The organism is Legionella oakridgensis ATCC 33761 = DSM 21215 (assembly GCF_000512355.1).
In the GTDB taxonomy this organism is placed as follows: Bacteria; Pseudomonadota; Gammaproteobacteria; order Legionellales; family Legionellaceae; genus Legionella_A; species Legionella_A oakridgensis.
In genome coordinates this window covers 371,157-385,215 of the sequence record NZ_CP004006.1, presented here as the reverse complement: position 1 = coordinate 385,215, position 14,059 = coordinate 371,157, and the positions used below count along the sequence as shown (strand labels likewise).

Here is a 14,059-nt window from a genome sequence, read left to right as displayed (position 1 = left end):
GCAGAAACGTTTGCAACACAGCAACGAAAGAGACAGGTTATGTAAGAGGTCTATTCTTTTAATTTCCATCGTTTATGCAGCCACATCCATTGCTCAGGATGAGCCAAAATAATACGCTCTAATGCACGATTGTATTCCAAAGTATTGCGGTAAATAGCTTCCTGAGCATCATCATAGTGTTGCCATACAATCGGTTCATAGAATTCTAATACATGGTGTCTATTATCAAGACGATAACCGGCGGCCGGGATCACTGGGATTCCAGTATGTCTTGCGAAACTGGCCAAACTACGATAGGTTCCTGCCTTCTTACCAAAAAACTCAACAGCGACTCCATCACGATTGACCAATGAGGCATGCTGATCAAGAACAAAAACAACGGCATGATTTTGCTCCAGCGCGTCACAAACTTGCTGGAGAGAATTTTTCTTAGGGATGACATTAAGACCTGCACGATAATATCGGCCAAACAACATACGCTCGATAAACTTATTACCTAATGTCCGGCGGATAAAATGAAATTGCCCCTGAAATTGCTTAAAATTCAAAATCCCACCAATAGGAGCATACTCCCAGCTGCCAAAATGCCCAGTGAGAATCAAAACACCTTGGCCTTGTTCCGCAACACGTAATAACCGCTCATGACCCCGCACTTCTACCCGCTGCCGTAATTTTTCTTCACTCATAAAACGCAGCTGAATCATTTCTTTTAGGGAGGTAGCAAGATGGGAATAAAAAGATTTAGCCAAATGAATTTGCTGTTGTTCCGTTAAAAGAGCACCAAAGACTTGATTGATATTACTCATAACAACCCGTCTTCGATAAGGCAAGAAACGATATAAGATTTTGCCAGCTAAAGACAATGGCAAAGCATTTATTTTTTTTGTTAAATCAGTCACAAGCTTTAACCACTAAGCAAGCATTTATACTGGCATAACCGCGGTTAACAATTAAAGCGTGGGATTTATCGTTTTCCATCTTCCGTTCTGTTGACGAAATACTAAGCTGCTCACATCCCAAAGCCGGCTTTTCAAAATTGGCAATGCCAGGAATGCATCTTGTCCTCAGCGCATAGGTTGCCAGAACGGTGTCTAAAACACCTGAAGCGCAAATAGTATGCCCCATAGACCATTTAAATGCCGTTACAGGAACCTTATACCCACCAAAGAGAGTATGAATAGCCTGAGCTTCGCTTACATCCGATTTTTTATTGCCATTCCCATGCGCAACAACTAACCCAATATCCGTTGTCTCGATTTGTTGATTGGCCAGGGTCTCCTTCAGCATTGAAACCAAATGAGTTCCTTCCGTCTCTATTGAAAACAAACCAGAAGCTTCTGAGGCGGAAGTTCCCGCCATGATTTCTCCATAGCAAACAGCAGAACGTTTCCGCGCACTTTCTTCACTTTCGAGAACTAAAGCAGCTGCACCTTCAGCCAGCAAGGTCCCATCATGCTCATGATCAAACGGCTTCAGATGGCGCGAACTGATAACACCCAGTTTCTCATAATAAAATAGGGCTTGTGGTTCCGTTCCAATATCATAAGCAACCACAATAGCGCGTGCGACCTGCCCGCTTTGAATAGCATGGTACGCTTCAATAATGGCTTGCATGCCGCCAACCGCGTGATTGGTAATATTATGATTTGCACCTTTAAAACCATAAGTAATTCCAGTGTAAGCCAAGACATTATTTGGCAAAATACGCAATAGCCACATAGGATGAACTTCACTGAACAGCTGAGAAGCAAATTCCTTCATGTCACCACCGGTTTTGTAAGTCAGTGGTAAAAAATCATATTGTTGATAATATTTATTACCTGGTGAACCAACATACACCCCAGTTTCATCATTGAATGAAACCGCTGAATCCAGGGTGTCTCGATAGGGAAGCAGACGGCTATGCTCAACGGCCTGAACCGCCGCACAAATACCCATGGCATCTTGACGTGAAATAACTTTCATCAATTTTCGGTCAGGAAGCATTTTCGCCGGCTGAAATTCCTTTAACTCACCACCTAAACGATGAGTCCATGAAGACAAATCCCAATGCTTAATTTCGTCCAAACCATTCTCACCGGCTAACACAGCAGCCCAAGTATCATCCGCCGTGTGACCGCAAGCCGTTAAAGCACTTAAACCAGTGATAAAAACACGTTTTTTGTTACTCATGCACTGGCCCCTTCGAATTCTGGATGTTTGAATAATAAACTGCTATTGGAACCTCCAAATCCAAATGAATTGGACAGCACCGCACCTACTGATTTTTCTCTTGGTCCTTCCACGACATAATCCAAATCACATTCCGGATCTGGAACCGTCAAATTTGCTGTTCCCGGAATTTTTGCATGCCGAATGGATAAAACTGATAATACTGCTTCCAAGGCACCCGCTGCAGCAATCAAATGCCCGGTTTGACCTTTTGTAGAACTAATTGGTAATTGATATGCATTCGTAGTAAAAACCGCCTTAATCGCATTGGTTTCGCTTAAATCATTCATTTTAGTCGAAGTGCCATGAGCATTAATGTAATCAACATCAGAATGTTTAATCCCTGCATCACGGAGGGCTTGTTGCATGGCTTGAATAGCACCATCCCCATTCGGATGAGAATCGGTGATACGATAAGAGCTTAACGTATTGCCTTCGCCTGCTAATTCGGCGTAAATATGCGCCCCACGAGCTTTGGCTTTTTCCCAAGCTTCCAAAATTAAAAATGCAGCTCCTTCTCCTAAAACAAATCCGTTTCTGGTCGCATCAAAAGGACGGCTTGCCGTTTTTGGTACATCGTTGTAAGTCGACAAAGCACCCAAGAGGCAAAAACTGGATAAACCCAAAGGGTTAATCATAGAATCAAAACCACCTGCAAGCATGAAATCCGCATCACCACGACGAATGGCTTGCATCGCCAAACCCAAAGCCTGACCACCAGAAGCACATGCCGTATGCACTGAACTTGCGAAACCAGAAATTCCAAATTGTTGAATTAAAAGAGACAGCCCGGAGTTCGAAGTCGTTTTGCCAAAATCGACCAACTCATAAAAGCTATTGCTATTATTTTGTAAAGCTTGCCAATCGATTTCTCCCTGTAACGCACAAGTCTGTTGGAAACGAAGTAAATATTCAAACTCAGCCGTCATCATGCCACTGCCAGTAACAACCCCCCACCGCCGAGCAGTTTGTTCATTAGGTCTGATGCCAGCGTCTTCAAAAGCCTGCCATGCAGCATCTAAGGCGTAATAAGTAAACGGCATGGCAAATCGTCTATGTTTGCCAAAATGTGCAGATGGTGGACTATAGTTTTTCACTTCGGCAGCAATTTTAGTCGGAAATGCGCTAGCATCAAATTGCTTGATTTCATCAATCCCCGAACAACCGGCTAATAGATTAGACCATGTTGATTGAACGTCATGGCCTAAAGGAGAAACTACCCCTAATCCAGTTACTGCGACACGTCGTTTTTTCATAGAACACCTTTCGCGGTCATCACCACGTCTAAAACACACACTCGTCTGCCATCTACTTCGCTACGATAACTTAAGATCAACTCATCTTCTTGCTGCTGTTTTACTTTAAGATGGCAAAGCAACACATCACCAGGATAAACAAACTCATTCATTTTGATTTTGCGTAACTCTCGAATTTGATATTTGTCTACCCACTGTGACTTTTCCAAAAACAGGCGCGCTAAATTTAGCTTGCACTCCAGCAAAATCGTCATGGGCAAAACCGGTTTATTCGGGAAATGATCAGGAAAATAAGGTGCTTCGCAACTTATTTTTTTTCCGCTGTAATGGACTGTCCAGGCTGACAATTAATCAGATGGTCAAACTCAAGAGGTGCTATATGTCCGCTACTGATATTGGGTGGACGATTTGCTATCATTTGGCTTATATTCGACAGTGACCACTCACCAGGGTGATTAATTTCAGCAAACTGCTGCCGCACCTCAGTGGGCTCAATAAACTCCGCCATAGGCAATAAAGGCCCTAACGCATCTTCAATATGAAACACAATTTCATCGCCAACACGGGCAATGCTGTGATAACGTACAGCCGCATCATCCAGAGAATCAATAAATGACTCGAGTAAAATGGTTTCCCCAACATACACTGGACGATGCACATGAGCACTGCCCACAATGCCCGCCACGGGTCTGTGTGTAAAATTATTACACACCATGACATTCCAGGCTGCCAATTGACCTAAGGTCTCGCCAATTAGAGAAGGAATAAAACATAACCGGCCCAGTGGATCACGGCATAGATAATGCTCATCATGCGCAATATACTTTATCCCCTTTACCATCTCGCCAGGGGATAACTGCATGATTCTGTCAACAAATAAAAACCGCATCAGACCACAGTTTCAGATACTTTCTGTTCTTTCACAGCAGCAACAATAAGCTTGCAAAACGTTTCTACTGTAAAGAGAGTAGGAATTTCATTAACTTTCATATTGGCTTTAAAATATTCGGCCGGGACTTCACTCAAGTAATCCTTGAGCGCACTTACTCCTTTTTCTGTTAGCACGCCGCCCTTTTCAAATTCATCTTCAGCCAAATTACCACGAGCATTTTTTTCAAGCTGCCCGCGCGGAATTTTTATGTCAAATTCCTTTTCCAATTGAAATACCAAATCAAGGAAATCGATGGATTCAGCGCCCAGGTCGCTAATCAAACGACTATTTAATGATATTTCTTCTTCATCAATAACCAATACATCAGCAATGATTTCCCTAACTTTTGGGTAAACGCTTTCTACGTTCATGTTATACCTCATGACCATACTAAACTTTAAAGCTTGTTAAGAATTCTTAAGGCTTTGGAGTATATCATAAGTTTTTATAAAGCGGCTATCTGCTCCTGTTTTCATTTAGAATAATTATCGATTCTCATCCTCATGCAACGACATAACCACGCGACAAGAAAAGAATGAATTTAAAATAAAATCGGCGAACCTTTCAAGGTTTATCCTCATTTTTAAAGTCCGTTGGTATGCCCTGAAAATGGACAATAAAATCTATATATTTTTGCTGTACAATTCGTGCAGATAAACGCGAAAACTCATAAATTTTCTGCTCATTTTCTATTTGATTCGGTAAATAAAAAAAATAGATAAACAGTGCTCTGCCAGCTTGTCGAATATCCAATTTGCTTTTATTGATCTTAATATTCAGCAATTCGGCTTGTGCCATAATATCTTGTAATAAAGCATATTCATCAATCGCATTAGGCTTGCTATCAATCAACTGTCCTATAGAATTTGTAAATAATTGTATAGGCTCCCAAATAATACAACTTACAATAATAAATGTTAGAGAGGGGTCAATATAGGCACTATAGGCAATCAATGATTCTATTTTATAATAATGAATAGCAAAAGCGACTGTGAATCCTAGAAAAATAATAAGATCAATAATAATACTGATGTACCAGGCAACACACTCAACTCTTAAAACTTCCGAATACACTCGCCTTGCCGCATGACGTAACCATCCATAAACCATCAAACCAACAAGAATATTTATAATAGCAACGCTTAACCCTATTTCATAATTGAATAAGTGATTATGATGAATTAACGCTTTTATGGCATGAAGAATAGATTCAATGCAAACAATAATAATTAATGCCGATTCAACTGCCACAATCAACGGTTCAAATTTATAATAACCAAAATGATACTGCTTACTTCGTGGTCTTTGTAATAACTTAACTGTTCCAATGACGGCAAGGGTTACTGCTACGTCAACTAAAGCCAGCATCGCATTTAGAATCATCATATCAGAATGCGTGATAATGCCAGCTATTGCTGTAAAAAACGTAACAATAACAATCCCAGCAAACGACAACCGCAAGGAAAAAATCTCTATCTTTTTAATATCCATTTAATAGCTACCCTCTGCCAATAGCTGCCAATTAACCTCTTTAGAAAAGCGCAGATTTCACAGACAGGTTTGTTAAGCCTCATGAAGACTTCCCTTCCCTATTTATATACAACCTAATTAAAAAAATCATTATCGGATAATCTGTTGCGACTGCATCAACCGACCACACTATAACCTGCATCCACAAATAAGGTGTGGCCTTTAATCATTTCTGCTTCTGGCAAACACAACAAATAAATGGCATTAGCAACATCTTCAGGGGTTAAAGGACGTGCGGATAAAGCATGGGCCTGATATTCGTCCAGTAATTGTTCACGATTAGGAAAATGTTTTAGAGCATCGGTATCAACCACGCCAGCAGAAACAGTATTCACACTAATACCCGCTTCAGCCAGTTCAAGACTTAATGAACGAACCAAGGCCTCAAGCGCCGCCTTTGAAGCACCAATAAACGCATAATTAGGGATTGCACGGTGTGCACCAAGACTTGATAAAGCAATGACGCGACTGCCTGGTGACATCATAGATCTGCCCTCACTCACTAAATGATTCAAGGCAAGTGCATTCGTCTCAAGACACCACCGCCAATGTTTGGTGGACATGTTCATCGCGGGCTTCAATACACCGCTTGCTGCATTACTGACTAGAAAATTCAGACGATTAAAATGCGTTTTAAATCGCACAAACATTTCTTTAACCGACTGATGATCAGCAACATTAGCCTGAATTGCTATGGCGCGTTGGCCTATTTTTTGGATTTCATCAACCACGATCATAGCTTCATCAGAGCTATTGTAATATATAATGGCAACATCACAGCCTTCTTGTGCCAATTTTAAGGCCGTTGCCCTGCCAATACCACGTGCACCACCGGTAATCATTGCTATTTTATTTGCCAGTACCTGTTTCATTGGCATCCCCCTTAGACTAAAAATCAGTCAAATTATCGCGATTCTATAGTTCTGTCAATGAATCTAATATTCAGCCAAAATAGCTCTTATAAAAACGAAAAAAGACCACGGTAAGATAAAAAGCACTGGATGTAAAATTTAGAATGCAAAGAACCAATCAGAACATCGGTTGGCAAGGCGATGGAATGTTTAAGCTGATTCTATAAGAGTGAAGAACTTGTTTCTAAAACACTATCTCGGTACCATCAGCACACAGTGATTATGTAGTGAAAATTCCGATGAAACAATCCTGGATGAACAGTGTTCTTCCCATAGCTGCAATATTTTCATTTCGCATGCTTGGCCTATTTATGCTGATTCCAGTCTTTAGCGTACTGGCGACCCAATTGCATGACGCAACACCAACGCTGATTGGCATTGCACTTGGCTGTTATGGCCTTAGCCAGGGAATTTTGCAGATGCCTTTTGGCATGCTTTCAGATTATTTTGGCAGAAAACCCGTCCTGACGGCTGGTTTAATTTTATTCGTCCTAGGCAGCTTACTGGGTGCCATGACAGATTCCATTTACGGCATGATTGCTGCACGTATCTTACAAGGCATGGGCGCTATAGGGAGTGTTTTAGTGGCTCTTCTTGCCGATCTTACCCCGGATGAACAACGTACGAAAGCAATGGCCGTGATTGGCGCCACGATTGGATTTTCCTTCAGTCTGGCTATGATCATCAGTCCAACGATTACCTTGTATGCTGGACTTTCAGGAATTTTTTATTTCACTGCTTTATTGGCTGTCATGGGATTATTACTGCTTCATTTAGTTATCCCTACTCCAGTTAAAGAACCCTTCCATGCAGACAGTGAAACAAATCTGGTTTCGTTTATGCCAGTTATAAAAAATTGCCACTTACAACGTCTCAATGCAGGAATCTTTTTTCAGCATTTTATATTAACTTCAACCTTTTTTGTTATTCCAATTCTTTTACAGCAGTATATTCTGCAAGAAAAGCTGTCCGAACAATGGCATTTTTATTTGCCATTAATGGTTCTATCTTTTATAACGATGATCCCATTCATCTGGTTTGCAGAAAAAAAACAAAAAATTAAAGTTGTATTTCTTTGCTCTGTTACCCTCATTGCAATAGCCCAACTCTTATTGTCTTTCATTTCCCAATATTGGGTGGGAGTATGCATCATATTATTTATTTATTTTTTAGCATTTAATATCCTGGAAGCCAGCTTACCCTCGTTAGTTTCAAGACAAGCCAATGCTGAAAGCAAAGGCACTGCCATGGGCATCTATTCAAGCTGCCAATTCCTTGGCATATTTGCCGGTGGAGCAGCGGCAGGTTTTCTGTATCAATCATTTGGCAGTCAAGGGATATTTCTGACTAATTCATTTCTCAGTCTACTCTGGATAATCCTTGCCTCCATGATGAAACCTAATGTTTATCAAATAACATTAATTCTTAAATATCCTGATACCTTCAAAGATGCATCCTTTATCGCTGAAAAGCTGCGATGTCTGACTGGTGTTCTTAACGTTACCATGGCGTATGAGGAAAAAGTGATTTACTTAAAAATTAATAAAGCCAGCTATCATCCCGGCAGTGCCGAACATTTAATGAGCCACTTATAAATACAGATAACATGCACCCGTCAACGGAAATCTCAAATAGAACCCTACGAAATAGTCTGGGAATTATATATAATCGGTTAAACTCATTATTGATATTGGAGAAATTTTATGGCCCGCGGTATTAATAAAGTAATACTCATCGGCAATGTTGGCGTTGATCCAGAAGTACGATACATGCCTAATGGCAACGCCGTTACAACGCTATCCATTGCAACCAGTGAAACTTGGAAAGACAAACAAAGCGGTGATAAACAGGAACGAACCGAATGGCATCGTGTCGTATGTTTTAACCGGCTTGGTGAAATTGCTGGAGAATATGTTCGCAAAGGTTCGAAACTTTATGTTGAAGGAAGTTTACGTACGAGAAAATGGCAAGATCAACAAGGACAAGAACGCTACACAACGGAGATAGTTGCTTCTGACATTCAAATGCTTGATGGCAAAGGTCAAGCAAATTACCCAGAGGAGCAATCCATGTCATCCCAGAACACCAAGACCGCCAAACCCTCACAAGGTGTCGCTCAAGATGCTTTTGAAGAGTTAGATGACGATATTCCTTTTTAATTTTTAAATGAATATACCAATAAAAAAGGCCAGATTAATCTGGCCTTTTTTATGTATACAGAAATAATTTATTCTTCTGCGTTATTTTCTGTGCTAGGTCTATCTACAAGTTCAACAATCGCCATTGGCGCATTATCACCAGCACGATAGCCACACTTTAAAACACGAACGTACCCACCCGGTCTTTTATTATAACGTGGACCAAGCGTTGTAAATAACTTCCCAACGGCACCCTTACTACGTAATTTATCAAACACCTGCCGTCTGGTAGTCACTGAATCAATTTTACTTGTCGTGATCAATGGCTCAATATAGCGTCTTAGTTCTTTTGCTTTTGGCAGAGTCGTTTTAATGATCTCATGCTCAATCAAAGAACAACACATATTAGAAAACATTGCTTTCCGATGGCTACTTGTTCTGCCTAAGTTTCGGCCAGTATTACGGTGACGCATAATTATGACTCCTAACTTTATTCGCCAAGATTTTCTGGCGGCCAATTCTCTAGTTTCATTCCCAGCGATAATGATCGTGATGCCAACACATCCTTAATTTCAGTCAGGGATTTTTTACCTAGATTAGGCGTTTTTAATAATTCGGTCTCAGTTTTTTGTACTAAGTCCCCTATGTAATATATATTTTCGGCCTTCAGACAATTGGCTGAACGTACGGTTAATTCCAAATCATCAACAGGTCGCAACAAAATTGGTTCAAATTGATGCTGTTCCTTATGATCATGACGTGATTCTTCAAACTTCATGTCCACAAACGAATGCAATTGTCTTTGCAGTATACTTGCTGAAATGCGTATCGCTTCTTCAGGATCAATAGTACCATTTGTTTGTAAATCAATAGTCAGCTTATCCAAGTCAGTACGATTTTCAACACGAGCGTTATCAACAAAATAAGCCACTTTTTTGACTGGTGAAAATATGCTGTCAATCTTTAACTTACCAACTGATTTTTCTTGGATTTCGTCTTCTGGCAACCTTATAAATGTTTCAGTTGAACGATAGCCAACACCTCTTTCCACTTTAAGAGTCATATCCAGCTTGCCATGCTCGTTCAGATTTGCAATCACAAAATCAGGATTCAGAATTTCAACACCGTGAGTCAATTGAATGTCCCCGGCAGTAACCTGACAGGGTCCTTTTTTACTCAAAGTGAGCGTAGCCTCGCGACCCACGGAAATCTTAACAGCAACTTCCTTCAGATTAAGAAGTATATTGACAACATCTTCCTGAACACCTTCAATGGTACTGTATTCATGCAATACACCATCAATACTCGCCTCGGTTATTGCGCTCCCTGGCATAGACGACATCAAAATTCGTCGTAAAGCATTACCAAGTGTGTGCCCAAACCCACGCTCCAATGGTTCAAGCACAATACGTGAATGGTTAGGATTCTCAGACTGCACTTTCAGAACCTTCGGGGTCAGCATTTCATTAATATCAGTATACATTCGGCTATGTCTCCGATCTTACTTTGAGTAAAGTTCTACCACCAGGTTAACGTTAAAGTCAGGAGGTAAATCATTAAGTGTTGGGAATGTAGAAAAGGTTCCCTTAAAAGAAGCCAGATCAACAGTTAACCAATCACATGAAGCTCGTTGCTCAGATAATGCTATTGCAGCTTGTATACGTCCTTGCTCTCTTGCTTTTTGGCGAATTGAAATAACATCACCCGCTGCAACCAGATAAGAAGGAATATTAACCACTTCATCATTGACCAAAATAGCCTTATGGCTAACAAGCTGACGAGCTTCAGCACGTGTGCTAGCGAACCCCATGCGATAGACAACATTGTCCAATCGGCTTTCCAATAACACCATCAAGTTTTCACCAGTTGCTCCCTTTTTACGAGCAGCGGCTTTATAATAATTTCGGAATTGTCTTTCCAAAACACCATACAATCTACGAATTTTTTGTTTTTCCCGCAATTGAAGACCATAATCACTCAAGCGTGGCCGCTTGTCACCATGCTGACCGGGTTGTTTTTCCGACTTGCATTTAGACTTATGATCCCGCACACCACTTTTAAGCAACAAATCGGTCCCTTCTCTTCGTGATAACTTACACTTTGGACCAAGGTATCTAGCCATTGAGCACTCCTGAAAACTTACACGCGACGTTTTTTAGGCGGCTTACACCCATTATGAGGTATGCCGGTCACATCTGTTATTTCTACAATTTTGAATTCTTGCGAAATTAATTCGCGAATACTGGATTCACGTCCTGGGCCAGGGCCATGCACAAACACAGCAACGGATTTCATACCATATTCCTTGGCCACGGATGCCGCTTTTTCAGTTGCTATCTGAGCAGCATAAGGCGTACTTTTACGTGAACCTCTAAATCCTGAACCACCTGAAGTCGCCCAACATAACGCATTACCTTGCCGATCAGTAAAGGTAATAATAGTATTATTAAATGATGCATGAACATGGACGATGCCATCAGACACGACTCTTTTAACTTTTTTCTAGTCTTTTGTTGTTTTGCCTTATTAATAGCCATCTCAATTTCCTACATGAAAAATCAAACCACGGTGCCTTTTCTTCGGCCTTTTCGTGTTCTAGCATTCGTTTTTGTTCGTTGTCCGCGCAAGGGCAATCCTCTTCGATGTCTTAACCCCCTGTAACAGCCTAAGTCCATGAGTCGTTTGATATTCATACTGACTACACGTCTTAAATCACCTTCAACGGTCATTTTTGCTATTTCATTTCTGAACAAATCCAATTGTTCATCAGACAATTCAGCTACTTTTGTAGTAGGTTCAACACCAACTTGCTTACATAACTTTAGAGATGTTGGTTTTCCTATACCGTAAATAGACGTCAGTGCGATCACCACGTGCTTATTATCCGGTATATTAACACCTGCAATACGAGCCATTCGTTTCTCCGATATTTATTCGCTCTGCCGAAAGGGACAGAAGAATACTAGTTTCACAAAATAAAATCAAGCTTTAAGTCTAACCTTGCTTTTGCTTATGACGCGCATCTTTACAAATTACACGAATTGAGCCGCTACGACGAATAATCTTACAATTACGGCAAATACGCTTAACTGATGCTCTAACTTTCATTATTAACTCCAAAAAAAATCATAATAAACCAGGCAACTTCGTTCCTTTAAAATTTGCCTTTTTCATAAGTGAATCATATTGCTGTGTCATCAAATGAGCCTGTATTTGAGCAACAAAATCCATAATCACCACAACAATAATCAATAATGAAGTCCCTCCAAAATAAAAAGGAACATGCCAAGTAAACATCAGAATCTGTGGAAGCAAACATACAAGCACCAAATAAATTGCTCCTATCAACGTTAATCTGGTCATCACATTATCAACGTATCTTGCAGTTTGCTCACCAGGTCTAATTCCAGGAATATATGCACCTGACTTTTTGAGATTATCTGCCGTATCTTTAGGGTTAAACACTAACGCCGTATAGAAAAATGCAAAAAATAAGATAGCTGCAGCATAAACAATTAAATATAAAGGTTGCCCTGGTGATAAAGCCATACCCAAGTCAGCAAGCCAATCCATACCTTTTCCTCGGCCAAAAAACTGTGCCAATGTAGCCGGTAAAAGTATGATACTGGATGCAAAAATAGGCGGTATTACTCCTGACATATTTATTTTTAAGGGCAAATGGCTGGATTGCGCAGCATACACCTTTCGTCCTTGTGTTCTTTGTGCGTAATTTACACGAATCCGTCGCTGTCCTCTTTCAATAAAAACAACGAATCCTGTCACAACAACTACGATCACGGCAATAATCAGCAACGTCAAAGCTTGCATCTGGCCTTCTTTTACTTGCTGCAAAATAGAGGCAATAGCGCCTGGCATACTTGAGACGATACCAGAAAATATAATGAGAGAAATACCATTACCAACACCCTTTTCGGTAATCTGTTCTCCAAGCCACATTAGAAACATGGTTCCTGTGACCAACGTCACTACAGCAGTAAAATAGAAAGCAATATCTGGATGCAGGGCAATTTGCTGCCCAGCTAACCATCGCGCCATACCCAAAGACTGGAACACAGAAAGAACCAGAGTCAGATACCTGGTGTACTGGTTTATTTTACGCCGACCAGATTCGCCTTCTTTTTTTAACTGCTCCAGCTTCGGCACCACCACAGAGAAAAGCTGAATCATAATAGAGGCCGAAATATACGGCATAATTCCAATAGCAAAAACAGTTACCCTGGATAACGCTCCTCCAGAAAACATATTAAACAAGCCAAAAATAGTATTTTGCTGTTCGCTAAAAAAATTAGCTAGTTTTTGCGGGTCAAGTCCTGGAACTGGTATATGTGCGCCCAGCCGATACACAAGAATGGCAAGGGCGACAAACAACAATCTTGACTTTAACTCCGTCAAACCTCCACGTGAGGAGAGGCCAGGTCCTTGTTTCTGGTTTTTCATATTCACTCTTCTATACTTCCACCAAGATCTTCGATTGCTTTGCGCGCACCCTTAGTAACACGTAAGCCTTTAATCTTCACAGCGGTAGTAAGCTCACCAGAAAATATAATTTTTGCGTCACGCATTGATTTATTAACAATACCGGCTGCTTTTAATGTTTCAATGTCAATAACTTTGGCATCAACTTTTGCCAATTCAGTCAGTGTGACCTCATCAATTAACTTACCTATACGAGACTTAAAACCTAATTTAGGAAGCCGACGCTGAATTGGCATTTGGCCACCTTCAAAATTAATTTTATGGTAACCACCAGCCCTAGCCTTTTGACCCTTATGTCCACGACCACTAGTCTTACCAAGTCCTGATCCTATTCCTCGTCCTAAGCGCTTGCGAGCAGATCGAGAACCAGGTGTAGGTGAAAGTGAATTTAAATTCATTATGCGCACTCCTCGACCTTCAACAAATAATCAATCTGGCGAATCAACCCGCGAATTGCAGGATTATCTTGATGAATTGCCACGCTATTTAATTTGCTCAGTCGTAATTGTTTAGCTATTTCAATGTGTTTCGGCACACGTCCAATTAAGCTTTTAACTAAAGTGATTTTTATTTTATTACTCATCA

17 protein-coding genes and 1 pseudogene are annotated in these 14,059 nt (G+C 40.6%); 2 read left to right on the top strand and 16 right to left on the bottom strand.

The genetic code is table 11. The annotated features are described in order from the left end of the window. Positions 1-50: 50 nt before the first annotated feature. From LOA_RS01915 to fabL, 7 genes and pseudogenes are all read right to left on the bottom strand, one after another. Complete coding sequence (locus tag LOA_RS01915; RefSeq protein ID WP_025384907.1) at positions 51-899, bottom strand: lysophospholipid acyltransferase family protein; 849 nt, start codon at positions 897-899, stop codon at positions 51-53. Beyond that, the gene (locus LOA_RS01910; protein WP_025384906.1) at positions 892-2,172 is read right to left on the bottom strand and encodes a beta-ketoacyl-[acyl-carrier-protein] synthase family protein; all 1,281 of its coding nucleotides are present in this window, start codon (positions 2,170-2,172) and stop codon (positions 892-894) included. Before LOA_RS01910 ends, LOA_RS01915 begins: the two co-directional genes overlap by 8 nt. Next, positions 2,169-3,467, bottom strand: a complete 1,299-nt coding sequence (locus tag LOA_RS01905; protein WP_025384905.1) for a beta-ketoacyl-[acyl-carrier-protein] synthase family protein — start codon at positions 3,465-3,467, stop codon at positions 2,169-2,171. The genes LOA_RS01910 and LOA_RS01905 overlap by 4 nt, the downstream gene beginning before the upstream one ends. Continuing rightward, positions 3,464-4,356, bottom strand: a pseudogene (locus tag LOA_RS01900) (ApeI family dehydratase). Before LOA_RS01900 ends, LOA_RS01905 begins: the two are co-directional and overlap by 4 nt. After that, complete coding sequence (locus LOA_RS01895; RefSeq protein WP_025384904.1) at positions 4,356-4,769, bottom strand: acyl carrier protein; 414 nt, start codon at positions 4,767-4,769, stop codon at positions 4,356-4,358. Before LOA_RS01895 ends, LOA_RS01900 begins: the two are co-directional and overlap by 1 nt. A gap of 193 nt (positions 4,770-4,962) precedes the next feature. After that, entirely contained in the window at positions 4,963-5,889 is a 927-nt protein-coding gene (locus LOA_RS01890) for a cation efflux transmembrane domain-containing protein (protein WP_025384903.1), read from the bottom strand. Positions 5,890-6,044: 155 nt separating this feature from the next. Beyond that, a complete protein-coding gene (gene fabL, locus LOA_RS01885; protein WP_025384902.1) occupies positions 6,045-6,800 on the bottom strand; it encodes an enoyl-[acyl-carrier-protein] reductase FabL in 756 nt (251 codons plus the stop codon). Positions 6,801-7,078: 278 nt separating this feature from the next. On the opposite strand from fabL, the gene LOA_RS01880 reads away from it, so the two are divergent. Together LOA_RS01880 and ssb are read left to right on the top strand one after the other, a co-directional pair. Then, positions 7,079-8,434: an MFS transporter gene (locus LOA_RS01880; RefSeq protein WP_025384901.1), complete on the top strand. Its 1,356-nt coding sequence runs from the start codon at positions 7,079-7,081 to the stop codon at positions 8,432-8,434. 108 nt (positions 8,435-8,542) lie between these two features. Next, positions 8,543-8,998 carry a single-stranded DNA-binding protein gene (ssb, locus tag LOA_RS01875; RefSeq protein ID WP_025384900.1) on the top strand — a complete coding sequence of 152 codons (456 nt, stop codon included), beginning with the start codon at positions 8,543-8,545 and terminating at the stop codon, positions 8,996-8,998. A gap of 68 nt (positions 8,999-9,066) precedes the next feature. Here ssb and rplQ read toward each other — a convergent pair whose 3' ends face one another. From rplQ to rpmD, 9 genes are all read right to left on the bottom strand, one after another. Further along, positions 9,067-9,450: a 50S ribosomal protein L17 gene (rplQ, locus tag LOA_RS01870; protein ID WP_025384899.1), complete on the bottom strand. Its 384-nt coding sequence runs from the start codon at positions 9,448-9,450 to the stop codon at positions 9,067-9,069. 17 nt (positions 9,451-9,467) lie between these two features. Further along, entirely contained in the window at positions 9,468-10,460 is a 993-nt protein-coding gene (locus tag LOA_RS01865; RefSeq protein ID WP_025384898.1) for a DNA-directed RNA polymerase subunit alpha, read from the bottom strand. Between the two features lie 18 nt (positions 10,461-10,478). After that, a complete protein-coding gene (rpsD, locus tag LOA_RS01860) occupies positions 10,479-11,099 on the bottom strand; it encodes a 30S ribosomal protein S4 (RefSeq protein ID WP_025384897.1) in 621 nt (206 codons plus the stop codon). A 17-nt stretch (positions 11,100-11,116) separates the two neighbouring features. Continuing rightward, positions 11,117-11,461 (bottom strand): 30S ribosomal protein S11, encoded by a 345-nt coding sequence (rpsK, locus tag LOA_RS01855; RefSeq protein ID WP_025384896.1) that lies wholly within the window; start codon positions 11,459-11,461, stop codon positions 11,117-11,119. A gap of 74 nt (positions 11,462-11,535) precedes the next feature. Further along, complete coding sequence (gene rpsM, locus LOA_RS01850; protein ID WP_025384895.1) at positions 11,536-11,892, bottom strand: 30S ribosomal protein S13; 357 nt, start codon at positions 11,890-11,892, stop codon at positions 11,536-11,538. Between the two features lie 79 nt (positions 11,893-11,971). After that, positions 11,972-12,085, bottom strand: a complete 114-nt coding sequence (gene rpmJ / locus LOA_RS14065) for a 50S ribosomal protein L36 (protein ID WP_081724921.1) — start codon at positions 12,083-12,085, stop codon at positions 11,972-11,974. Positions 12,086-12,103: 18 nt separating this feature from the next. Next, positions 12,104-13,435 carry a preprotein translocase subunit SecY gene (gene secY / locus LOA_RS01845; protein WP_025384894.1) on the bottom strand — a complete coding sequence of 444 codons (1,332 nt, stop codon included), beginning with the start codon at positions 13,433-13,435 and terminating at the stop codon, positions 12,104-12,106. A 2-nt stretch (positions 13,436-13,437) separates the two neighbouring features. Then, positions 13,438-13,872, bottom strand: coding sequence for a 50S ribosomal protein L15 (rplO, locus tag LOA_RS01840; RefSeq protein ID WP_025384893.1), 435 nt, complete (start codon positions 13,870-13,872; stop codon positions 13,438-13,440). Beyond that, positions 13,872-14,057: a 50S ribosomal protein L30 gene (gene rpmD, locus LOA_RS01835; protein ID WP_025384892.1), complete on the bottom strand. Its 186-nt coding sequence runs from the start codon at positions 14,055-14,057 to the stop codon at positions 13,872-13,874. Before rpmD ends, rplO begins: the two co-directional genes overlap by 1 nt. Positions 14,058-14,059: the final 2 nt, after the last annotated feature.